The following is a 23,356-nucleotide window of genomic DNA, read 5'->3' as shown; positions in this document are numbered from 1 at the left end:
GGAGGGCGGCCGCGGCCGCGGCCGCCCGAGGGGTCAGGAGGCGTCGACGGGGACGCGCGGGCGGATGAGGAAGCTGGTGATGAGGGCCAGGGCGGTGATGCCGACGGAGATCCACAGCGCCGTGACGTAGCCCCCGGGGGTGCCCTGCGCGGCGAAGGGGGCGACGATGCCGATGCCGAGACCGGCGCCGATGCCGAAGGCGCTGCCGTTCAGGCCGGGGAGCGCCGCCGGCGCCTCCGCGGGCGACTGCACGACGCCCAGGCCGTTGATCGTGGTCAGCACGATGCCGTTGTACGTGATGCCGAGGAGCGCGATCATGGCGAACACCACCCAGAAGCTCTGGGGGAGCAGGGCGATGACGACCAGCAGGACGAGACAGGCGATCATGCCCACGCGCAGGACGGGGATCCATCCGCGGCGCCCGGCGAGCCAGCCCGACATCGGCGCGGCGAAGACGCCGATCAGCGCGGGCGGGGCGAGGAAGAGCAGAGCCGCGGTGGCGGCATCGAGGCCGAATCCATGGGTGCCGTCCTGGCTGAGCAGCACCACGGTGAAGTTGATGACGGCGAAGACGCTCGACAGGGTCAGCACGGTCGTCGCGAGCACCGGCCACACCTGGCGGGAGCGCAGGTGCTCGACGGCGATCAGCGGGGTCGCGCGCCTCTTCTCGACCACCCAGAACGCCACGAGGGAGGCGACGGCGCCCGCCAGGAACAGGAGGGTGACCGGGGCCAGCCACCCCGCGCTCGGTCCGGAGGACACGAAGTACGTCACGCAGATCAGCGCGATCGACAGTACGGCAGCTCCCCACCAGTCCATCTTCCCGGTCGAGGCGCTGACCTGCGTGGCCGGGATCACCCTGGCCACGCAGACGATCGCGATGAGGCCGACGATGAAGATGACGACGAAGATCGAGCGGAAGCCGAAGGCCTCGCTCAGCAGGCCGCCGATGTAGCCGTCGACGCCGCCGACCCCGCCGTTGACGGCGGTGATGATGCCGAGGGTCGTGCCGAAGACCTTGGCGCTCAGCGATTCGCTGAGGATCACGTAGGCGAGCTGGAACGCGGCACTCGATGCGCCTTGGAGGACACGTCCGATGAGCAGCACGGTGAGGTTCGGCGCGAAGATGCACAGGAGCGTGCCGAGGGACAGGATGCCGAGCACGATGAACAGGGCGCGCTTGCGCCCGATGAAGTCGCTCCAGCGCCCGAGGACGACGCCGCCGACGGCGCCGGCGACGAAGAACAGGGAGGACACCTGCGACACGCGTCCGATGTCCTCGCCCAGCTGTGCGGCGATGTCGGGCAGGGCGGGCGTGATCATGCTCGCGTTCAGCTGATACGAGAGCACGCCGAGGATCAGGGTGGCGACCAGCCCGACGGCGCGCGCACCGCGGACGGGCTCGCGGACGGGTGCGCCGGGGGAGGCGGTGGGGGCGTGGGTGTGCACGGAGACTCCTTCGTCATGGGTGCCGTCGGGTGCGGCTTGTATGATGTTATACCTCTCCGGTCTAACATGGTCAACACGAGGTGTCCCGTGCTTGAATACGGAGGACGCTCGCGCCGGAGCGGCGACGGAAGGAACGACAGGATGACGAACGGGATCGAGCAGTTCCTCGGACGGAGTCTGACGAGCACCGTCGGGCAGCCGCTGCGCGTCGCCGTCTACTCGCGCATCGCCGACGGCATCCGCTCCGGCATCTTCGAGCTCGGCTCCGCCCTGCCGCGGGAGACCGAGCTGGGCGTCGCGCTGGGCGTCAGCCGCACCGTGGTCCGCGAGGCGCTGATGCTCCTCGAAGAGGACGGGCTCATCATCACGCGCCGGGGCATCGGCCGATTCGTCGCCGACGACCTGCCGCGCGTGGGGCTCGAGGAGCTGCGGCCGCTGGAGCAGGCGCTCTCCGACGGCGACGACGACGTGGTCGTGCGCATGCTCAGCTTCGACCTGCAGTCCACCACCGACTTCACCTCCAGCAAGCTCGCGCTCGACCCCGCCGCGAACACGTGGTTCCGCGAGGCCGTCGTCGAGCGGCGCGGCGAGCCGGTCGCGATCCTGCAGGAGCACCTGCCCGCCGGCCGCTACCTCAGTGACATCAGTCGGCCGATCGCCGACGCGCTGGAGGAGGCGGCGACCTCTCCGTCGAGCATCCTGGCAGCGCTGCGCGAGCGGACCGACGTCGTCTTCGACTCCGCGGTCTGCGAGATCACCGTCAACGTGGTCGGCGCATCGCGCGGGTCGCTGCTCGGCCTCGGCGCCGCCGAGCCGGTGCTCATCCTCACCCAGACTGTCACCACGGGTGGAGCCCCCGTGTACCTCGCCAAGTGCATCGTCTCCTCCCGAGTCGGTCATCTCTCCGTCGTCCAGACCACGTCCTGATTGCGAGTCCCCGTGCAGAGTCCCCTTCCCCTCACCGTCGTCGGAAGCATCAACGTCGACCTCACCGCACGCGCAGAGCGTCTTCCGCAGGCGGGTGAGACCGTGGGCGGAGGCCGCCTGGTCCGCGAAGCCGGAGGCAAGGGCGCCAACCAGGCCGCCGCAGCCGCGCGGCTGGGCGCCGCGGTGCGCATGATCGGCGCCGTCGGCCCCGACGCCGACGGAGCGTGGATGCGCGCCGAGCTCGATGCCGCGGGCGTCGACACCTCCGGTCTGCAGGCGGGCACGGAGCCGACCGGCGTCGCCCTCATCGTCGTCGACCGCGAGGGGGAGAACCAGATCGCCGTGTGCGAAGGTGCCAACGGGGAGGTCTCCCTGGACGGCGTCGAGTTCGCCGAGGGTGAGGCGGTGCTCGCGCAGCTGGAGATCTCCATGGACCTCATCGTCGAGCTGGCCGCGCGGGCGCGCGGATACCTCGCGGTGAACGCGGCGCCGGCCCGCGAGCTGCCGGATGCGGTGCTGCGGCGTGCGGACCTCATCATCGTCAACGAGACGGAGTACGCCCTCATCCCCGCCCTCCGCACGGCCGCTCGGGTCGCCGTCACCTACGGCGGCGACGGGGCGAAGCTGTTCGAGGGCGGTGTCGAAGTCGCCGCGGCCCCTGCCGTGAAGACGACGGTGGAGAACACGGTCGGCGCGGGTGATGCGTTCTGCGCCGCGCTGACGATCGGCCTCGCCTCCGGGGCATCCGCTGCCGAAGCGCTCTCCGTGGCGTGCGCCGTCGGAGCCGCCGCGGTGGCCGATCCGCGGTCGCAGCCCCTCCTCGACCCCTACGACGCCTACCTCGCGCGCTGAGAGGCGGCGGTGTCCGTCGCCGCGGATAGCCTGGGAGCATGACCTCCCTCATCGCAGGACCCGACGCACTCGACCGCTGCGCCTGGGTCGGTGACGACGCCGAATACCGCCGGTATCACGACGAGGAGTGGGGCACCCCGCTCCGCGGCGACAGGGCGCTCTTCGAGAAGATGGCGCTGGAGGGCTTCCAGGCTGGTCTGTCGTGGATCACGATCCTGCGCAAGCGTCCGAGGTTCCGCGAGGTGTTCGCCGGCTTCGAGCCCGAGGTCGTCGCCGAGTTCGATGAGGGAGACGTCGAGCGGCTGATGGCGGATGCCGGCATCGTCCGCAACCGGGCGAAGATCGAGGCCACGATCGGCAACGCGCGGCTCGTGCGGGACATGGCCGATGGCGAGCTCGACGCCCTGATGTGGTCGTTCGCGCCTCCGCCCTCCGGCATCCGTCCGCGCAGCATGGCCGACGTCGCCGCCGTGACCGCCGAGTCGACCGCGATGAGCAAGGAGCTGCGGCGACGAGGATTCCGCTTCGTGGGTCCGACGACGATGTACGCGCTGATGCAGTCCGCGGGCATGGTCGACGACCACATGGAGGGATGCTGGCGCGCCTGATGCCGTAGGGCGTGCGGACGTCTCGTCTCGCTGCGCCCGCACGACGCCGGCACCGCCCCCACAGGGGTGACGCTCAGCGCCGACCGGTCTCCCTCGTGAGAGCGGAGCGCGAGTCCGACGTGTTCTCGACGGCGAAGGTCGCCATCGTCGGCAGGTAGCGGTCGTCGGCGGTCTCGACGAGCGCTCCGTCCTCGGCCCAGGCCAGGCGGCGCACGCGCAGGAGCGGGCTGCCGAGCGGGACGGCGAGCACCTCGGCGTCGAGCGGATCGGCGGCGACCGCGTCGAAGAGATGGCGGGCGCGCGTGGGCGCGAGGCCGTGCGCCGTCATGGTCTGGTAGATGCTCCCGGTGTCGAGATCCGCAGCGAGCAGCACCCGGCCCACGTCGAGGGGGAAGGCGGAGCGCTCGAGCATGGCGGGGGCGTCGTCGAGCAGACGGAGGCGCACGATCTCGACGACCGGATCCCCCTGTCCGATGCCGAGCCCGGCGGCGATGTCGTCCGACGCCGGCCGGCGGGCGGCTTCGATCACGCGCTGACCCGGAACGCTGCCGATGCTCAGCGCCCATTCGGTGAACGAGATGAACGTCTGGAAGGGCTGCGTCGGGACCATCCTCTTGACCCGCGGGGGAGCGCCGCGGCCGCCGTCGACCGCTCCCTGCGCGCGCAGGGTCGCGAGCGCCTGTCTGATCGGCCCCCTCGACGTGCCGAACTCGGCGATGAGCGACTGCTCGCTGGGGACGCGCTCTCCCTCGGGCCATTCGCCGGAGCGGATGCGCGACAGCATCCGCTCGTAGAGCTGTTCGTGCAGCGGTGCGCTCACGTGTCGGCCCTCCTTGTCGCTACTTCTTCGGGACAGGATCCCGCTCTCTGACCAGTCTGATGCCTGTCGGTGAACATTCGGGGAACTTCGCTGTCAGAAGTTGTCATGACTACTTGCAATCAGCAGGCTCGTATCGGGCGGTACCCGCGCCCTCACCCCGCATCGTCCGACCCCACGGTCCCCCACTCCCGAGGAAGAAGCACATGAGATTCACACGCGGAATCGGAGCCCTCGCGGCCTCCGCCGCTCTCGCCCTGATCGCCGGAGCAGCGGCGAGCCCCGCGGTCGCCGCCGCGCCCACACCTCTCGCCGAGGGCTTCACGACCGGGTCCGCCGCCCAGGCGCCCGCGGGCTGGAGCGTCGAGAGCACCAACGTCGCCGGCATGCGCACCGGATGGCAGGGGTGGACGTTCCACACCGTGCCCGAGGTCGTGTCGACCTGGGGCAACAGCGGCGATCGCGGATCGTTCTCCCGCGCCGACGGCATGACCGCCGTGGTGCACTCCGACTCCAACCGCCCCACCACAGGGCGCTTCAGCTCGGTGCTCTGGGCGCCCGAGTTCGACCTGCAGTCCGGCGCCGGCGCCGTGCAGGTGACGTTCGACAGCCACTACAAGCAGGGGCAGGCCCCGCAGACGGCGCAGCTCGTCGCGCGCTTCGATGACGGTGCACCCGTCACCGTGGAGTCGTTCTCGCGCAACCGGCTCGACGAGCAGGTCTCCGTCGCGGTCCCGGTGCCGTCGGGTGCGGGCAGTGTGCAGATCGGCTGGTCCTACGCCGAGAGCAGCAACAACTGGTTCTGGATGATAGACGACGTGCAGATCGGCGAGACGGCTCCGGTCGACTCCACCCCGCGCATCCTCTCCGCGACCAAGCCCGTCGCGGCGGCGGGCGCGACCGTGCCCGTGAAGATCGGCGGGCTCCGTCAGGGGCAGCAGCTGGAGGCGCTGCTCGGCGCCGACGCCGTCTCGGGGATCCCGGTGGCGGATGCCGCGGGCGAGACCTCCTTCTCGGTGACCCTCCCGGCAGGGACCCCCGCCGGGTCGGCGACCCTGTCGCTCGGAGGGGCGGGCATCGCGCCGGCATCCCTCGAGATCACCGTGCTGGGTGCGGGCGACGCCGAGACCCACACGACCGAGCAGCAGATCTGGTTCGACGGCTTCGAGGCCGACACCTGGACGGCCAGCGGGTCGTGGAAGACCTCGACCATCGCCGACGTCATCGCCGAGTACGGCACCGATCGGAGGCACGCGTTCACCCGCGCCTCCGGGCGGATCGCCGTGGCCGAATCGGCGAAGGCCGCTTTCGACGGCGCGCTGACCTCCGCTCCGATCGCGGTGACGCCCGGTGATGCGCTCGAGCTGCGTCTCGACAGCCACTACCGCAAGCGCGGCGGCGCCCAGCAGGGCACCGTCACGGTGTCGTTCGACGACGGCACGCAGACCGTGCTCCGTGCGCTCGCCGATGCGGATGAGGAATCCGCCCAGCTGCGGCTGCCGTTCTCCGTACCAGCGGGGGCGAAGGCGATGACCGTGCGCGTCGCCTTCGCGGCGGCCGCGGCATCCGGCTCCTGGATGCTGGATGACGTCCAGGTCGTGCGTCCGCTCTCCGCCCTCGCCGACGGCACGACGGCGCAGGCCGTCGTCGACATCTTCAGCGATGTGCAGGGCGCCACCGCCCGCCTGAGCCAGAACGTGATTCCCGGATTCCGCGGCATGACGCAGAAGGCCGATGTGCTCGTCTCGAACGGCGACCTCGTCAGCAACGGCTCGACGTCGAACTACTCCGCGTACCTCGCGGCGCTCGCCGCGGGCGGCGGAGGCCAGTACGGCACGGTCGTCTCGACCATCGGCAACCACGAGTACTACGGGAACGACGGGTCGGCGACGTACCAGAAGCGGTTCCTCGACACGACCGGCATGCGCGACGTCGGCGGTCAGGGCGGACTGTGGGGCGAGGTGCTCGTCGACGGCGAGCTGCCCCTGATCTGGATCGGCAGCGAGTCGTACGACTACTCCGCGAAGACGGGCTCCGGACCGTTCGTCGAGTTCAGCTCGGCGCAGTACACGTGGCTGCGCGAGCGCCTCGACCACTGGCGGGCCGAGAACAAGCCGGTGCTGCTCTTCTCGCACCACCTGCTTCCGTACTCGGTCTCTGGCTCCTACGCGCGCTTCTACAAGAACGACTACGGCCAGGAGGAGGCGCGCTTCGCGGCGCTGCTCGCGCAGAACCCGAACGTGATCATGTTCAACAGCCACACGCACTGGTCGCCCACTCTGAACGACTGGAGCTCCGAACTGCGCACGGACCCGGCGCAGGCGCACGCGCCGACCGTCGTGAACACCGGCGCGGTGACGACGATGTACGGTCCGAGCGGCGACTGGGAGGAGAAGGCCGTCGGCGGCGCCGACCCCGTGGGCCTCCGCGCAGCCCTCTACGACGACCGCGTGCGGGTGACGGTGTACTCGTTCTCCACGACCGGCGCCTCCGAGATCAAGCACGTCGACGTCCCGCTGCCGACGGATGCTCCGGTGGAGCCCGCGCAGCCGCTGATCGACCTCGGCGCCGACACCGTCGTCGCCGGCGGCGAGCTCGCGGTCTCCGGCACGGGCTTCCCGGCGTTGGCCGAGCTGGCGATCGAGCTGCGCTCCACCCCGGTGCGGGTCGGTCAGGTCACGACGGATGCCGACGGCGCCTTCCGCACCACGGTGACGATCCCGAAGAGCACGCCGGCCGGGGCGCACACGCTCGCCGTCATCCTGCCCGACGGCACGGAGGCGACGGCGGCGGTCACGGTCACCGCGGCGGATCCTGGCGCTGCAGCGGGCAGCGGAGGCGCGGGGTCGACCGGGGGCGCGGGCGGTTCGAAGCCGCCGGCATCCGGAGGCGACCTCGCCGCCACGGGAGGCGAGACCCCGCTGGGACTGCTGGCGCTGGCCCTCGCCCTCGTGGCCGCCGGTGCCGCTGTCGCGTTGCGACGCAGAGCAGTCCGCCGCTGAATCGCTCCGGCGGACGCCTCGACCCCCGCGAGGCGTCCGCCGGGCGATGGCACAGGCACTGGATATAATCCCCGTGGGGGAACGGCGTGCTCGATGTGCACGGCGATGTGTTCTCTCGCCGGTTTTCGACATCGAGGGGAGCGCGTGTGGCAAAGCGCATCATGTCGGCACCGCCGGTGCTCGCCGGCTACTCCTACGTGCGTCCGCTCGGTTCCGGCGGCTTCGCCGATGTCTTCCTGTATGAGCAGGATATGCCGCGCCGGGTCGCCGCGGTGAAGGTGCTCCTGGCGGATGCCGTGAACCCCGAGATCCTGCGCGACTTCAACGTCGAGGCCGACATATCCGCCCGCCTCAGCGCGCATCCGGCGATCGTGACGGTCTATCAGGCCTCGATCTCCTCAGACGGTCGTCCTTACATCGCCATGGAGTACTGCCCCGACAACATGGGCACCCGGTACAAGAAGGGCCCGCTGCCGGTGGCAGAGGTGCTCGATGCCGGCGTGCGCATCGCCGGAGCGCTCGAGACGGTGCACCGTGCGGGGCTCCTGCACCGCGACATCAAGCCCTCGAACGTGCTGATGAACTCGCTGGGCTCTCCTGTGCTCGCCGATTTCGGCATCGCCGCCGCGGTCATCGACGAGAGCGACTCCGACACCATCGCCATGTCGGTGCCGTGGAGTGCGCCCGAGGTGCTGCAGGAACGGGTCTCGGGATCGGTCGCCAGCGAGGTGTGGAGTCTCGCAGCCACCCTGTACACGCTGTTCGCCGGTCGCACGCCGTTCGAGAGCGACGATCGCGCCGCGAATTCGCGGGCGCAGCTGACCCGCCGCATCGGCAAGGCGAACTACACGCCGGTTCCCGTCATCGGATTCCCCCGTGCGATCGACGAGGTCCTGGCGACAGCCATGCAGCGCGATCCGTCGCGCCGGTTCTCGTCGATGGCCGAGTTCGCCGAGCGGCTGCGTCGCGCGCAGTACGACCTGGGCATCGCTCCGACGGCCTTCGAGGCGGCTTCGGCAGAATGGGCGGCGGCTGCGCCGGTCAACTTCTCGGATGCCGCGCCCCGGGGCCCGGTCGTGACCACGGTCGATACGGGCGGGCGGCGGGCGGTGCGTGCGGCGAATCAGGATCGCAGGCCCCGGGAGCGTGACGAGCTCCCCGCGCCGTCCAGGCAGCGCTCTCCTCTCGTCGCCGGTCTCATCGGCGCCGGGATAGGCATGGCGGTGCTGGCCGTCGCCGGCGTCGTCGTGCTCATGCTGACCGGAGTGATCTGATGCCGCTCGGCGACCGAGGCGACACTGCAGTCCGCCCCCGTTCGCGTGGGCGGATCATCGCCGCCGTCGCCGGTGTCGCAACCCTCGCAGCCGTCGTCGCCTTCGCGGTCACCGCGCAGGGCTACCAGGCGCAGGAGGTCCCGCGGCTGGAGTCCTCGGTGTGGGTGGTGCGCGATTCCGGCCAGTACGCCCGCGTGAACACCGACCTCGCCGAGATCGACACCGTGCGCGATGTCGATTCGCCCGAGCATGTCTGGCAGAGCGGTGCCGAGGCGGTGCTCTTCAGCCAGGGCTCGCGGCAGCGCTGGGATCTCGATCCGGCAGACCCCAAGGACCTCCTCTCCGACTCCGGTGAGGAGGGGGCGCCTCTCGCCTCACAGCCCACGCCGACCGGAACCCGTGAGATCGTCTCGGCCGGTTCCTACGTGGCCTATCTCACCGACACCGGTCAGGTGTCGGTGTCGACGCTCGGTCCGAAGGCGGCGACCGCACTCGTAGACCCCTTCTCCGATGTCGAGGTCGAGAAAGGCGAGGAGCGCCCCACCTATACGGCCGACGCGATCGGGCTGTCTCCTGACGGCATCCTGGTGATGTATTCGTCTGAGGAGTCGGTCGTGCGCCGCTTCGACGTCTCGGAGCACCGTTTCCTCGGCGAGGGCGACAGGGTCGCATCCAAGCCATCGGGCTCGGCGGGTCTCGCGATGACGGTCGTCGGCGACACCTGGGCTCTGCTGCAGCCCGACAAGGGGCGGCTCTGGCTGTCCGGTCGCGGTGAGCCGGTCAGCGTCGACGTCGGCGACGACGCGCTGCTGCAGAGCGGCGCCTCGTCCGGCGACAGGCTCTTCATCGCCGACGGCGAGGGTCTCGTGTCCGTCTCCCTGCCCAGCGGCGAATCGACGCGCGTCGCCGAGGCCAAGGGCGCGCCGGCGGCTCCGCTCGTGGTGGGCGGAAAGACCCTTGCAGCGTGGATCGACACGGACTCCGGAACCCTGTGGACCGACGGCGAGACGGTGCCGCTGGCGGTGCCGGATGCCGCGCTCGAATCCGCGTCGATCCGTCCGGTGCTGCAGACCAACGGCGATAGAGCGGTACTCGTCGAAGCAGGCACCGGCCTCATCTGGACGGCGCCGGAGGGCCGGCTGATCCCGCTCGAGCAGTGGGCCGTCGACGATGAGACCGAGCAGCAGGAGGGCACGGTCGTCGTCGAGGACGTCGCGGAGGAGCTTCCGCCGGTGGCTGTCGCCGACTCGTTCGGAGTGCGCAGCGGCCAGCAGGTGATCCTGCCGGTGCTGTTCAACGACCACGACCCCAACAAGAAAGACGTGCTCACGATCGATCCGGCATCGGTCGGCGCGCTGGCGGATGCCGGGTTCGGTGATCTTTCTCTCGTCGGCGGAGGACAGTCGCTCGTCGTGGATGTGCGCGCCACTTCGGGGCAGACCACGTTCACGTACACCGTGACCGACGGCGCTGCGGTCTCCGAGCCCACGACCGTCACGCTCACCGTCGTGGCCGCTGACGTCAACTCCGCACCCGTATGGTGCGGCGTCGAGGCCTGCCAGCAGGAGTGGCCGGCGCCTCAGCTGCTGCCTGGCGGCAGCACGATCGTCGATGCGCTCGCGGGGTGGGTCGACCCTGAGGGCGATCCCTTCGTGCTCAGCGACGCGTATGAGACCGATTCTGCAGCACCCGTCATGGTCGTGCCGATGGCCGACGGCCGGGTGGCGATCCGTCACACCGACCCTAACGCCTCAGATGCCGTGGTCTCCGTCACGGTGGTCATCCAGGACTCGTACGGCGCCACGGCGGAGAAGATCCTCGAGGTGCACGTCACCGGCAGTCCCACGCTGACCGCGGCCCCGATCGCGCTGACCGTGCGGGTCGAAGAGCCGCAGTCCATCAGGGTCGCCGATCATATCTCCGGCGGGTCGGGCACGTATCGACTGCTCGATGCCGTGCAGACCGCGGCGGCGGACGAGGGGCTCGAGGTCTCGCCGAACGCCGCGTCGGGCACCGTGGACTTCACGGTCGCCGTGCCGGGGCAGTACCTCGTGACCTACACGGCGCAGGATGTGGTGACCCAGGCCGAGAAGTCGGCCGTCATCCGCCTCACCGCGGTCGACGGATCATCGGCGCTGGCCATGGCGCCGCTCACCGCGTTCGTGCGCGAGGGCGAGGACACCACGGTCGACGTGCTGCGCGCCGTGCAGAACACCAGCGGACGCGTCCTGATCGTCTCCGAGGCGTCGAGCTCGACGCCTCGGCTCGACGTCGGGATCGTCGGCAACGAGAGCATCCGTGTCAGTGGTACGACGGAGACCGGGGAGTCGGGGGTGATCGGCTCCGCTGCAGTCACCGTCGCCGACGGAGCCGGTGCCGCGGTCAAGGGCACGGTGACGGTCTTCCTCGCTCCGCCGTCGACCGTGACCCGCCCGATCGTCTTCCCCGACGCGATCACCGTGCGGGCGGGGGCGCTCGCACGCATCGAGGTCGCCGCGAACGACGTCGCGCCGCGCGGTGAGGCGCTGATCGTGCAACCGGAGGTGATCGGCTCCGGCCAGCCCGATGAGCTGGTCTTCGCCGACGGCAACAGCTTGCGCTATCTCGCGCCCCAGAATCCTGGCACCTACCGCCTGACCTACGCGGTGTCCCTCGAGCGCAACCCCTCGCTGTCCGACACCGGCACCGTCACCGTCACCGTCGTCCCGCCGGGGACCAACCGGGCGCCCACCCCGACCGCGCTCACCGGCCGGGTGCTCACCGGGCAGACCGTCACGCTGAAGGTGCCGACGACGGGCGTGGATGCCGACGGAGATCGCGTCGTGCTCGCCGACGTGACCCAACCCGGGAAGGGACAGGGCACCGTCACCGTCACCGCCTCGGGCGATGCGATCGTGTACCGCGCCCCTGCTGCCGCGGGCGCAGGCGGCCAGGTGGGTTTCAGCTACACGGTCCGCGACCCCGGCGGTGAGGAAGGCACCGGGCAGGTGCGCATCGGCGTGCTCGACGGCAGGGTCGACGACGCCGCTCCGGTGACGTACAGCGATTACGTGCGGGTCCAGGCCGGGTCCGCCTCTCCAGTGATCCTCGACCCGCGGGCGAACGACCTCGACCCCGCCCAGGGCGACCTGGAGCTCATCGAGCTCGTTCCGAACGCTCCGCAGGTGAAGGGCAACCCGTACTTCGAACGCCTCGACGCGCTGATCGACGAATCGACGTCGCTCGATGACGGCCGCGTCGTGCTGCGCGCAGGAGAGACGGCGGGCACGAACTCGTACATCTACACGGTGCGCTCCACCCGCACTCAGAGCACCTCGCAGGGACTCATCGTCGTCACGGTCACCGACGACGCCGTGACCGATCGGCCCACGGTCGCCGATACCGTGCTCACCGCGCGCACGCGCGCAGAGCTGAGCGACGGCGGACTCGACGTCGTCAAGGATCGGGTGCGCTGGGCCTCAGGCGACACCGGGGCGCTCACGCTCAGCCTGTGGGGCGAGCAGCCCGGCTTCACGGTCGCCGGCAACCGCATCGTGGGCGAGGCCCCCGCCGAAGGCGCGCTCGTCCCGTTCCAGCTCACGGGCAAGGCCGAAGGCGGGCGCGAGGTGGTCGCTTACGGGTTCCTGCACATTCCGCCCTTCGACGATCTGCGCGTGCAGCTGAAGCCGGGTGTCACACCGGTCGTCGTCGACGAGGAGAAGTCCAAGCCCTTCGACGTGACCGACTATGTCGACCTCCCGTCATCGGATCGCATCGAGGTCGGCACGGGTGAGTTCTCCGTGCAGCGGGCCGTCGCGAGCTGCACGCCGAAGGGCAAGACCTCCGTCTCCTACACCGCAGGCGCCGACGCTCCGTGGTCCGACACGTGCCTCGTGCAGGTGCGCGTGCAGGGCCAGCAGCGCTGGTCGTACGTCGAGGTGCCGGTCGCCATCCGCCCCGCCGCGCCTCAGGTCGTGCTCAGTTCGGCATCCCGCACGGTCGCACCGGGCGGGACCGAGACGGTCGATCTCTACTCGACCATGACCTCGTGGGAGGGCGGGCGCGAGGGCGACCCGAAGTCGCTCGACTTCGGGATCGTGTACTCCGGTGCCTCCTTCACCGTCACGCGCAACGGCTCCTCGCTGTCGATCGAGGCGCGCGCAGATGCGAAACCGGGAACCAGGGAAGACGTCGACGTGAACGTGTCCGCCTTCGGCGGGGCCGCAGCATCCCTCCGCCTGGTGGTCGGGATCGCCCCGCCGGATGCCCCTCGGGGCGCGACGTTCACCCGGCAGTGCACGGTCACCAGCGGCGGCTGCACCATCGACGCAGTGGGGGTGTCCGGAGAGTACGACCCGTTCCAGGGCAAGCAGGGTGCCGGCCTCACGCTGGTGTCGCTGGGCGAGGGGGCACGCTGCGATGTCGCGACCTTCTCGGCATCGGGCGAGCGGAACATCGCGGTGAGCTGGCCCGGCGGAGGCAAGGCGGCGGGCGGGCAGTGCATCGTCCCGTTCGTGGTGGCGGATGCTCAGGACCGCACCGGCACCGGCTCGCTCACGCTCGACCTTCAGGGCTATCCGCAGGCCCCAGCCAGCGTGACGACGGTCGGCTACACGCGAACCACCGTCGTGCTCGAGGTGCCGCTCGGGGAAGCGGCGAACGCGCATCCGGCCGTGAGCGGGGTCACGATCATGCAGGACGGCGCGCCGGCAAACGCCTCATGCTCGCCCTCCGGATCGGTCTACCAGTGCACGGTGTCGGGACTCGTGACCGGAGCGCCGCACTCCTTCACCGCGCTCGCGGTCAACGCCGTCGGCACGTCCGCACCGACATCCGCGCACACGAGCTGGGCGTACGCCCCGCCGGAGGTCTCGAACGTGACAGCCACGCCGGTCTATCGCCCCGGAGTCACCGACACCACCCGCGGCGTGGCAGCGCTGTCGATCGATTCGTCGAACGATGCGGCATCTTTTCGCGTGCAGGAGACCGGCGAGGTCATCCAGCGACAGGGGCCGACGACGAACGCCGACATCGTGCTGAGCCCGGGCGCGCAGTCGGTCACCGTCGTGCCCATCAGCCAATTCCAGCCTCCTGCGGGGAACATCGGCAACGAGGGCGGCGCTTTCGGCGTCCAGGTGCAGGTGACGGGATCGCCGTACTTCGACCCGCGCTCGCCGTCTGCGACCGCGGTGTCGAACTCGTCGGTGAACGTCTCCGGGATCGCGGCGCAGAGCAACGGCAGCACGCAGCCGCTCACCGTGAAGTACGTCGCGTGGCGGTCGGGCACCGTGTCTTGCTCGGTCGACAGCAGCGGCGGCCTCGTCGTCTCCGGGGGAGTGGCCTCCGACTCGCCGTCGATCGGCGGCCTCGAGCAGTACAAGCGCTACAACGTCAAGGCCTGCGTCTCGAACGGCTTCGGCGTCGGAGAGTCGAACACGACCACGGTCTTCACCTTCGTCTCGGTCAGCGGACCGGGCGGCGACACGACCTACTCCGTGGCCACGACTCCGTCGCAGAACGGCAGCACCTACACCTACGGACTGGCCTCGGCGCCCGCGCCGACTGTGGAGCCGGAGTTCACGCCGTGGTACTACCTCTACGGCATCTGGCGCACCGACTTCACACTGTCATCCGACTCGGCGCCGGGGCAGGTCAGCGTGAAGGCGTGCAACGTGGCCGAGCCCGACAAATGCTCCGGTACCGCCCCGATCACGGCGGCCACGGCCCCCACCACTGTGAAGGTGACGTTCGATCCCTGTCTGCCTCTCCTGAATCAGCAGGGCGCCGTGAACGTCTCGTCTGCGGCCAGCGGGTCGTACAGCTTCTCTGCGACCGGAGTGGCCGACCAGCTCGGCGTCTACGACGTGAAGATCGACTTCACCGGTGCGTACAACACCCTCTCGACCATCACCCATCGGATGCCGCTGTGCTGAGCGGACGGCATCCGTTCCGAAAGGAAGCCCTGATCTCATGACCATCGCGACAGAGCAGGCGGCCTGGTTCGCCGAGACGTTCTCGATCCTCGCCGGCAACGTCGAGCAGGCCATCCTCGGAAAGCGCCACGTCGTCGAGCTGGTGCTCGCCTCTGCCGTCACCGGTGGGCACGTGCTGCTCGAGGACTTCCCCGGCACAGGCAAGACCGCGCTCGCCCGTTCGATCGGGCAGACGATCAACGGCACCAGCTCGCGCATCCAGTTCACCCCTGACCTGCTTCCCGGCGATGTCACCGGTATCACGGTGTACGACCAGAAGGAGGGCACGTTCGAGTTCCACGCCGGTCCGGTCTTCGCCAACATCGTGCTCGCCGACGAGATCAACCGTGCGAGCCCGAAGACCCAGTCGGCGCTGCTGGAGGTCATGGAAGAGGGCACGGTCACGGTCGATGGAGTCTCTCGCGAGGTGGGCTCGCCGTTCCTCGTGATGGCGACCCAGAACCCGATCGAGCAAGGAGGCACCTACCGCCTGCCGGAAGCGCAGCTCGACCGCTTCATGATCAAGACGTCGATCGGCTACCCCGACGATGCTGCGACCATGCGCATCCTGCAGGGCGCGGCGACCGTGAAGCCTCCGCTGAAGAGCATCGCCGGCACCGACACGATCCTCACGATGGCCGAGATGGCCCGCGGGGTGTACGTGAACCCGCTGATCTCCGACTACATCATGCGCATCGTCGACGCGACGCGTCGTGCCTCCGAGGTGCGCCTGGGCGTCAGCGTCCGTGGAGCCCTGGCGCTCTCGCGCCTCGTGATGACCTGGGCTGCGAAGTCGGGTCGCACCTTCGTGACCCCGGACGACGTGCGCGATCTCGCGGTCGTCGCACTCGCCCACCGTCTGGTGCTCGAGCCCGAGGCGGAGTTCGACGGCGTCACCGCGGTCGCGGTCGTCGGCCAGATCCTGCTCGACGTCGAACCGCCGCGCGAGAACGGGACTGCGTGAGCTTCAGCACCGAATCCCGAATCACGCGCACCGCCGCGAGCACGAGCACCTCGACTCGCACCTCGACGGTGACGCGGTATGACACGACGCGTCGCGGCCCCGTCCGCGGAGCGGTGTTCGGTGTGCGGCGGACTCTGCGCCGCACCGGTCGGATGCTGCGTCTGGTCTCCCGGTGGGTCGGGGAGACGGTCACCGCGGCCGGAGTGCTCGTCTCGGCAGCGCTGGTGATCGGTCTCGTCTGCGGCCTGCTGTTCGGGTGGGTGGAGGCGTGGGCCGTCGCGGCGATCGCCCTGGCGCTGCTCGTGCTGTGCGTGCCGTTCATCCTCGGCGAGCACGACTACCGCATCGAGCTCGCGCTCGGCCGTGATCGCGTCGTCGCCGGTTCCGACATCGGCGCCGTGCTCGACGTGCGCAACAACGGCTCGCGGCTCGCTCTGCCCGGCGTCGTCGACGTGCCGGTGGGCGAGGGGCTCGTCGAGGCCCACGTCCCGCTGCTCCGTCCCGAGGCTCACCACCGCGAGGAGCTCACGATCGCGGCTCACCGCAGAGGCATCATCGACGTCGGTCCTATGACGATCACCCGCGGCGATCCTCTCGGCATCCTGCGGCGGGAGCTGCGCTGGCCTGAGGTCCAGCGCATCCACGTCCATCCGGTGACCGTCCGCATCCCCAGCACCAGCGCCGGACTCATCCGCGATCTCGAGGGGACTCCGAGTTCGGTCCTGATCGACGCCGACCTGTCGTTCCATGCCGTGCGCGAGTACGTGGTGGGCGACTCCCCGCGTCACGTGCACTGGAAGTCGACGGCCAAGACCGGGCAGCTCATGGTGCGGCAGTACGAGGAGTCGAGGCATGCGCGCATCGCGATCATCCTCGACCTCGCTTCGTCGTCGTACGGCAGTGACGACGAGTTCGAGATGACCGTGAGCGCCGCAGCATCGCTCGCGCTGCAGGCGGTCACCGAGGGTCGCGACGTCCTGTTCGCGGTGAGCAACGAGATCTCCGAGCATGCGCGAGCGGAGGTGCTGTCGATCAGCGCGCTGCCCACGGCGACACCGAAGGCGCTGCTCGATGCGACCAGCGGAGTCGACGCGAGCGATGCCGTGATGCGGCTCGAAGCCGTGACGAAGCTCACCGTGCAGTCCTACCCCGACCTGTCGATCGCCTTCCTGATGACGGGTTCGCTGATGCCCCTCGATCGCATGCGGATGGCCGCGATCGCGCTGCCGGTCGAGGTCGAGGCGGTGGCGGTGAGGTCCGAGCTCGGCGAGGAGCCGACTCTGCGCAACGCCCGTGAGCTCTCCGTCATGACTCTCGGCGCTCTGGGCGACCTCCCGCAGCTGCTCGCCAGAGGGGTGCTGAAGTGAGTGCCAGGGCCGCGCGCGGGCAGCGGTTCTCAGGAGCTCTCGACCTCTGGGGCCTCGGATACGTGTTCCTCGGCGTCGTCCTCGCGACTCTCGCCGCCTGGCCGGTGTACGACTCCCCGCGGGCGCTCGTCGTCGGCATCGTGGGCGGACTGGTCGGCATGAGCGTGGCCGTGCTCGCACGGATGCTGCGCTGGGGGGCGCTGCTCGCCGGCGTGCTGTCCGCCGTCGCCTACGTCGTCGTCGCTGTGCCGCTCGCGATCCCCTCGGCACTGTCGTCGGTGCCCGCGTTCGTCGGCGGTCTACGGGATGCCGTGCTCGGTGTCGTGCTGGGCTGGAAGCAGATCCTCACGCTGAAGCCTCCGCTGGGCGAGTATCAGGCCGTGCTCATCCCGTTCCTCGTGATCGTGCTGTTCGGAGCCTTCCTCTCCGCTCTTCTCGTGCTCGCGGGGCGCCGCCTATCCACGCTCTCCGTGATCCCGGTGTCGGCCATGAGCGTGTTCGGCATCGCGTTCGGCGACACCGGCACCAGTTCCCCCTTCACGTTCCTCGGCTTCACTCTGCCTGCTCCCCGCGAGTGGGTCATCGGGGTCGCGGTGTTCGTCGTCGCGCTCGTGTTCCTCGTGGGTGCGGCACGGCTCCGGCGCGCGCAGGCGCTCCGCATCGTCGCGGCGCACAACATCACCCGTCGTGCAACGCCGGTGTGGCTCGGCATCCGCCGTCATGTCCTGTCGGGCGCCATCGTCGTCGTCGCGCTCGTCGCCGGCCTGGCGATCGCGCCCGCCGCTGCGGGGTGGAGTGACCGCTCCGTGCTGCGCGACGAGGTCGAGCCGATGATCGTGGTGCAGCAGCAGCCGAGTCCGCTCAGCGGGTACCGATCCTGGTTCACTGCGGAACGCGCCGACGAGACCGTCGTGCGGATCGACGGAGACCCGGGCGACCTGGAGCGCATCCGGATCGCGACCCTGGACTCCTACGACGGACAGGACTTCCACGTGGCCGCCGACGACCGCTTCACGCGCTTGCCGCGAGCAGCCGCGCCGGGTGCGGGGCGAATCGGGCTGGACATCACGGTGGGTGACGCGTACCGGGGCATCTGGGTTCCCGCGCCATCCGGCCTCGTTCAGGCGCCGACCTTCGCCGGTGCTCGCGCCGATGCGCTGGCCGACGGATTCCACGTGGATGCCGGCGGCGACACCGCGATCACGATCGCCGAGACCGCAGGCGGCGCGGCGGGTCTCGAGCCCGGCGATCGCTACAGCGTGCTCGTGGACGCGCCGGGCAGGAGCGCGACGCTGACCGAGGTGCAGGGCGGGGAGTCGCTGCTCGATGCCGACGCGCACCCTGCGCTCGCCGAGTGGGCCGACATGCAGGAGGTACCGCGCACCGGCGCGGGCTACCTCGAGCTGATCGAGCGGTTGCGTGCCCGCGGCTACCTCTCGCACGCCATCCTCGACGATGAGGCCGCCGCAGACTGGATCGCCGGACTGAAGGCGACGGAGGGCTACGCCTTCGCCCCCAGCTATGCAGGGCACTCCACGGCGAGGATCGAAGAGCTGTTCACCTCACTGGTCGACCAGCAGCGCAGGGCGGGTGCGGATGCCACGCCTGCCATGCTCGTGGCAGCGGTCGGCGATGACGAGCAGTTCGCCACCGCGGCGGCACTGCTCGCGCAGCATTGGGGTCTCGAGTCGCGGGTCGTTCTCGGCGCCCGCCTCCCCGCAGCCGAGAAGGTGCCCGGCATCCCCTCGTGCGACACGGAGTGCGTGGGGGCGAACATGACGGCATGGGTCGAGGTGCGCGCGTCGGAGGGCGAGTGGGTCGCGGTCGACGTCACGCCGCAGTTCTCGCAGCTGCCGAGCCTCATCACCGAGGGCGAGCAGCTGCCGGAGCATCCGACCGTTCCCGAGCAGCCGCACTCCGAGTCCCTCGATCCGCCGCAGGCACAGAGCGACTCGCGCGATGGCGAGGCGCCGTCGGAGCCCGCCGCCTCCGACGCGTGGGCCGTGGCGATGCTCGTCGCCCGCATCGTCGGCGTCGGTCTGCTCGCCCTCACCCTCCTGCTGCTGCCGTTGATCGTCCTGCTGGTGGTCAAGGGGCTTCGCGGCAGGACCCGCAGGACGGCGGCCGACCCCGAGGTGCGTCTGGTCGGTGCGTGGGAGGAACTCGCCGACCTCTACGTCGACAACGGGATTGCGATGACCGGTCGGGGCACCAGGGTGCAGGGCGCGCGGTCGGTCGGCCGGCCGGCGGCTGAACGCCTCGCACGATCGGTCGATGACGCGGTGTTCGCGGCGCATCCGCCGACGGATGCCGATGCCGACAAGGCGTGGAGCATCGTGGATGCCGAGCGCGTCGCGCTGCGCGGCGAGCAGACCCGATGGGGCGGGCTTCGCGCGCGACTGCGGTTGAGGTCGTTCATGGCGCGGATCGCGCCGGGACGAGCCGCATCCCGGACGCCGGTTGGAAGTCGGCACCTGGCACTCGGTACGCTCGCAATGGCCGGCGCTCGCCGGCAGGAGGAGGACGCATGATCGCTGTCGCAGACCCTCGATTCCTGGCACAGATTGGCTCGCCCGATCTGCTCGCGGCGACGGCAGCCGTCGGCGGCGTCGGTGCTCTGATCGGCATCGGCGTGTACGTCTGGTACGCGATCGCGCTGTCGAAGCTGTTCCCCCGACTCGAACAGGAGAGCTGGAAGGGCTGGGTTCCCGTTCTCAACGAGGCCACGATCCTGCAGATCGGCGGTCGGCCCGCCTGGAACGTCGTGTTCTACTTCATCCCGATCGTGCAGCTGTACGGCCTGTACCTGAAGGTGGTGGCGACGCACGCGATCAACAAGCGCTTCGATCGGGGTGCCGGCTTCACGGTCCTCGCCGTGGTGCTGCCGCCGGTGTGGGCGACGCTTCTCGCTGCAGGCGTGCCGCCCTTCCCCGACGATGACCGCCTGGCCGGCCTTCACGGGCCCCGTCGGATCGGAATGGATGCCGCCCGAGCCATCGGCGCCCCCGGAGCCCAGGGCTATCTCGCACCTCCGATCCCGCACGGAGCGCCGGTGCCTCCGGCTGCCGCAGGTTCCTACCCGTCAGCCCCCTTCGCTCCGGCTCCGGCGGGGTTCCCGCCCGCCGCTCCCGGATATCCCGCACAGGGACTCGCTCCGCAGGCTCCGGGCGCCGCCTTCCCTGCCCCCGGATCTCCTCCGCAGCAGGGTGGGTACGATGCACGCCTCGCAGGACCGCCGACCCTGGATGAGACCGTTCCCGCTTCGTATCGTCTCGCCGCGCAGCACGTCGATCCGACCACAGGGCTTCCGGCTCCGGCGTTCGGGTCTCCGCAGCAGGCCCCGTCTGCGCAGCCGCCCGCTCCGGCGCCCCCGGCGCCGCCCGCGCTCCCGATTTCGCAGGGGCTGATCGATTCGGTGCCGGGATCAACTCCGCACGCTGCGTCCGCGCCGCCGCCTGCAGCTCCGGCGGCCACCGGCGTTCCGCCGGCTTCTGCGCCTCCTGTCGCACCGGTGGCATCCGAGCCGTACGTGGCACGGGCCTCGCCCCTGCAACCTGTGGTCGCGCCGCCCGCCGCGCCGCCCGCCTCGCTCGCCCCGCCTGCGGCTGCGGTTCCTGCATTCGCACCCGTCGACCAGCCTGCGCCTCCGGCAGAGGTACCTCCTGCAGCGGCGCGTACTGCAGCTGTGACTCCAGCACCATACGCGTCTCCGGTCGAGCCGTGGGCACAGGTGACGGCACAGGCGGCACCTGTACCCACGGCGCATGATGTGTCCGCCTATCAGGCCCAGAGCGAGCACGCCGTTCCCTCCGTTCCGGCGGGGGAGCAAGCGGGGGAGCCGAGCGCGTCGCTGACGTCCGCAGCGGTTCCGATCGGGTCGCCGGTATCGGGCGTCGCCCCATCGGGAGAACCGGCATCCGCGAACCCTGAGTCGGCGGCATCGGCTCCGATCGTCGTGCCGCAGTTCGAGGCGGCCATTCCGTTCGCCGAGCCGCAGCGTCTCCGCGGCTCGGGACTGGGAACCCGCGCCGACCGCACGGCGTCGATCCGGCCCGTGCCGGTCGTGCTCCCGGCTCCCGCGACCGAGGCTGCCGTCACGGCATCCGCGCCCGCTGCGGCCCCGGCCGTCGAGGGCGACGACGAGTTCGACGCGACCGTCGTCGTGAAGCGCAGTCGTGGCCCGCGTCGGGTGCTCGTGCTCGACGACGGGCGAACCTTCGCCCTCTCGGCGACGAGCATCGTGATCGGACGCAATCCCGAGGGGGAGCCGGGCGAGCAGCGGCTGGCGATCCCCGATAAGACGCGAACCCTGTCGAAGACCCACGCGCGTCTGGTCGTGCAGGGCGACGAGTGGCGTCTGACCGACCTGCACTCGACCAACGGCGTGGTCGTGGTCGCGGATGATGGTGCGGAGACCCTGCTCGACCCGGGCGAGAGCGTGACGGGCGCCGGGCGGTTCGTGCTGGGCGAGGTCGGTATGCACGTCGCCGTCGAGTCCGTGTCGTGACGTTGTCGTCCGTCGTGCTCAACGTCTCGTCGCTCAGCGACGTGGGCCTGAAGCGTGTGGTCAACGAAGACTCGGTGCTCGCCGCATCGCCCGTCTTTCTGGTCGCCGACGGCATGGGCGGGCACGAGGCCGGAGACAAGGCCAGCCAGGCAGTCGTCGCTGCGTTCGCCCCTCTCAGCGGCACGCAGGTGTCGACGGCCGAGATCGGCGCTGCGCTCGCGCGGGCGAACGACGCGGTGTCGGTCATCGCCGCACAGCATTCGAGAGGAGCGGGCAGCACGGTCGCCGCCGTGGTTCTCCTCGAGCACGACGAGGTGCCGCACTGGCTGGTGTTCAACGTCGGAGACTCGCGCGTCTACCGCCACCACGGCAACGAGCTCGAGCAGCTCACGGTCGATCATTCTCTCGGGCAGGAACTGGTCGACGCGGGTGAGCTGCGGGCCGAGGATCTCGCGACCTTCCCGCAGCGCAATGTCATCACACGGGCGATCGGGGCGGACGACAGTCTGGCTGACAGCTGGCTGGTGCCGGTGGTCAACGGCGAACGCCTGCTGATCTGCTCCGACGGCTTGAGCGGGGAGGTCACTGACGAGAGCATCCGGGCGACTCTGACGATGTGCGGTCGGCCGGAGACCGCCGCGGCTGCTCTGGTCCGCCGCGCCACACAGGCGGGCGGGCGCGACAACATCTCCGTCGTCGTGGTCGACGTCGTCTCGGGTGGACTGGCCGGCGGCTCGCACGAATCCACCGACAGCAGGCATTCGGCATCGGCCGTGCACACCACGACCATGCTCGAGGGAACGACCGTGCCGGCCCGGAGACGCGGCTGATGGACCCAGACGACGAAGTCTTCGAAGAGACGGTGATGCTCACACGGCGGGTGCGCAGGCAGCGGCGCGTCGATGCGACCGGGGAGTCGGATGACGACGCCGACCCGGTCGAGGAGCACACGGTCGTCATGGATCGTCGGCGTGGGAAGGATGTCGTCGAATCGGACTCGGGCGATGCGGACGCGGATGCGGATGCGGATGCCGGTGTTGACGAGAGCACACGGCTGATCGATGAACGCACGGTGGTCATCGAGCGTCGGCGTCGCTCCTCGACCGACGACGCGCCCGCCGAAGAGCACACCGTCGCGATCGATCGTCGACGGCGGGAAGGCGCAGAGAACACGCCGACCGCTGATGATGAGAGCCTCTACGACACGGTGCGGAGGCCTCCCGCACCCGAGCAGAAGAGCACTCCGTCGATCTACAAGCCACGAGCGGCTCCGCGCACTCCGCATCGCCCACCGGTCCAGACCGAGGAGACCGCGCCCACCCGCGTGCACGACTCCGGCATCCCGTCCGTCACGAAGGCAGGGCGCCGTGGCGGCATCATCGCGGTCGCAGCCGTGGGAGGCGCGTGCGTCGTATCGGTCGTCGGACTGGTGCTTCTGGCGGTTGCGGTCTTGACCTGATCCGGTGCGGAGATCTCTCGTGCCAGGATTGACGGGTCGGGCGCCGCGCTCCGACGCCATCGGTCTCGCATTGAGCGGACTGCTCCTTCTCCCGGAGGTGTTACCCGTTCCTCCGGTGCAGGCCGCGACGGTCGTCGGGGTGCTCTGCGCACTGCTGCTCGGTGTGCTGCCCAGGATCG

At 70.3% G+C, this 23,356-nt stretch carries 14 protein-coding genes; 12 read left to right on the top strand and 2 right to left on the bottom strand.

The genetic code is table 11. The features are described 5' to 3' along the window. Positions 1-33: 33 nt before the first annotated feature. Positions 34-1,449: an MFS transporter gene (locus tag MRBLWH10_RS14580; RefSeq protein ID WP_341940455.1), complete on the bottom strand. Its 1,416-nt coding sequence runs from the start codon at positions 1,447-1,449 to the stop codon at positions 34-36. Between the two features lie 141 nt (positions 1,450-1,590). Here MRBLWH10_RS14580 and MRBLWH10_RS14575 point away from each other — a divergent pair, with 141 nt between their 5' ends. Genes MRBLWH10_RS14575 through MRBLWH10_RS14565 form a run of 3 tightly spaced genes read left to right on the top strand, consistent with a single transcriptional unit; the run spans position 1,591 to position 3,836 of the window. Then, on the top strand, positions 1,591-2,376 hold the full coding sequence (locus MRBLWH10_RS14575) for a GntR family transcriptional regulator (RefSeq protein WP_105673847.1): 786 nt from the start codon (positions 1,591-1,593) through the stop codon (positions 2,374-2,376). 12 nt (positions 2,377-2,388) lie between these two features. Continuing rightward, positions 2,389-3,228 carry a PfkB family carbohydrate kinase gene (locus MRBLWH10_RS14570; protein WP_341940454.1) on the top strand — a complete coding sequence of 280 codons (840 nt, stop codon included), beginning with the start codon at positions 2,389-2,391 and terminating at the stop codon, positions 3,226-3,228. Positions 3,229-3,266: 38 nt separating this feature from the next. Next, positions 3,267-3,836 carry a DNA-3-methyladenine glycosylase I gene (locus MRBLWH10_RS14565; protein ID WP_341940453.1) on the top strand — a complete coding sequence of 190 codons (570 nt, stop codon included), beginning with the start codon at positions 3,267-3,269 and terminating at the stop codon, positions 3,834-3,836. Between the two features lie 73 nt (positions 3,837-3,909). Here the strand turns inward: MRBLWH10_RS14565 and MRBLWH10_RS14560 are convergent, their stop codons facing one another. Further along, positions 3,910-4,656 carry a GntR family transcriptional regulator gene (locus MRBLWH10_RS14560; RefSeq protein WP_341940452.1) on the bottom strand — a complete coding sequence of 249 codons (747 nt, stop codon included), beginning with the start codon at positions 4,654-4,656 and terminating at the stop codon, positions 3,910-3,912. Positions 4,657-4,859: 203 nt separating this feature from the next. On the opposite strand from MRBLWH10_RS14560, the gene MRBLWH10_RS14555 reads away from it, so the two are divergent. The 9 genes from MRBLWH10_RS14555 (at position 4,860) to MRBLWH10_RS14515 (ending at position 23,177) form a co-directional block, all read left to right on the top strand. Continuing rightward, positions 4,860-7,655 (top strand): metallophosphoesterase, encoded by a 2,796-nt coding sequence (locus MRBLWH10_RS14555; RefSeq protein ID WP_341940451.1) that lies wholly within the window; start codon positions 4,860-4,862, stop codon positions 7,653-7,655. 146 nt (positions 7,656-7,801) lie between these two features. Further along, the gene (locus MRBLWH10_RS14550) at positions 7,802-8,929 is read left to right on the top strand and encodes a serine/threonine-protein kinase (protein ID WP_341940450.1); all 1,128 of its coding nucleotides are present in this window, start codon (positions 7,802-7,804) and stop codon (positions 8,927-8,929) included. Then, positions 8,929-14,841, top strand: coding sequence for an Ig-like domain-containing protein (locus MRBLWH10_RS14545; protein ID WP_341940449.1), 5,913 nt, complete (start codon positions 8,929-8,931; stop codon positions 14,839-14,841). The genes MRBLWH10_RS14550 and MRBLWH10_RS14545 overlap by 1 nt, the downstream gene beginning before the upstream one ends. 37 nt (positions 14,842-14,878) lie before the next feature. After that, on the top strand, positions 14,879-15,844 hold the full coding sequence (locus MRBLWH10_RS14540; protein WP_341940448.1) for a MoxR family ATPase: 966 nt from the start codon (positions 14,879-14,881) through the stop codon (positions 15,842-15,844). Then, positions 15,841-17,211 (top strand): DUF58 domain-containing protein, encoded by a 1,371-nt coding sequence (locus MRBLWH10_RS14535; RefSeq protein WP_341940447.1) that lies wholly within the window; start codon positions 15,841-15,843, stop codon positions 17,209-17,211. The genes MRBLWH10_RS14540 and MRBLWH10_RS14535 overlap by 4 nt, the downstream gene beginning before the upstream one ends. Further along, positions 17,208-19,742, top strand: a complete 2,535-nt coding sequence (locus MRBLWH10_RS14530; RefSeq protein WP_341940446.1) for a transglutaminase domain-containing protein — start codon at positions 17,208-17,210, stop codon at positions 19,740-19,742. The genes MRBLWH10_RS14535 and MRBLWH10_RS14530 overlap by 4 nt, the downstream gene beginning before the upstream one ends. After that, positions 19,739-21,718 carry a DUF5684 domain-containing protein gene (locus MRBLWH10_RS14525; RefSeq protein ID WP_341940445.1) on the top strand — a complete coding sequence of 660 codons (1,980 nt, stop codon included), beginning with the start codon at positions 19,739-19,741 and terminating at the stop codon, positions 21,716-21,718. Before MRBLWH10_RS14530 ends, MRBLWH10_RS14525 begins: the two co-directional genes overlap by 4 nt. Then, positions 21,715-22,548: a protein phosphatase 2C domain-containing protein gene (locus MRBLWH10_RS14520; RefSeq protein ID WP_341940444.1), complete on the top strand. Its 834-nt coding sequence runs from the start codon at positions 21,715-21,717 to the stop codon at positions 22,546-22,548. The genes MRBLWH10_RS14525 and MRBLWH10_RS14520 overlap by 4 nt, the downstream gene beginning before the upstream one ends. Further along, entirely contained in the window at positions 22,548-23,177 is a 630-nt protein-coding gene (locus MRBLWH10_RS14515; RefSeq protein ID WP_341940443.1) for a hypothetical protein, read from the top strand. The genes MRBLWH10_RS14520 and MRBLWH10_RS14515 overlap by 1 nt, the downstream gene beginning before the upstream one ends. Positions 23,178-23,356 lie beyond the last annotated feature (179 nt).

It is taken from the genome of Microbacterium sp. LWH10-1.2 (assembly GCF_038397765.1).
GTDB lineage: Bacteria > Actinomycetota > Actinomycetes > Actinomycetales > Microbacteriaceae > Microbacterium > Microbacterium natoriense.
This window is presented reverse-complemented; position numbering and strand designations above follow the sequence as displayed.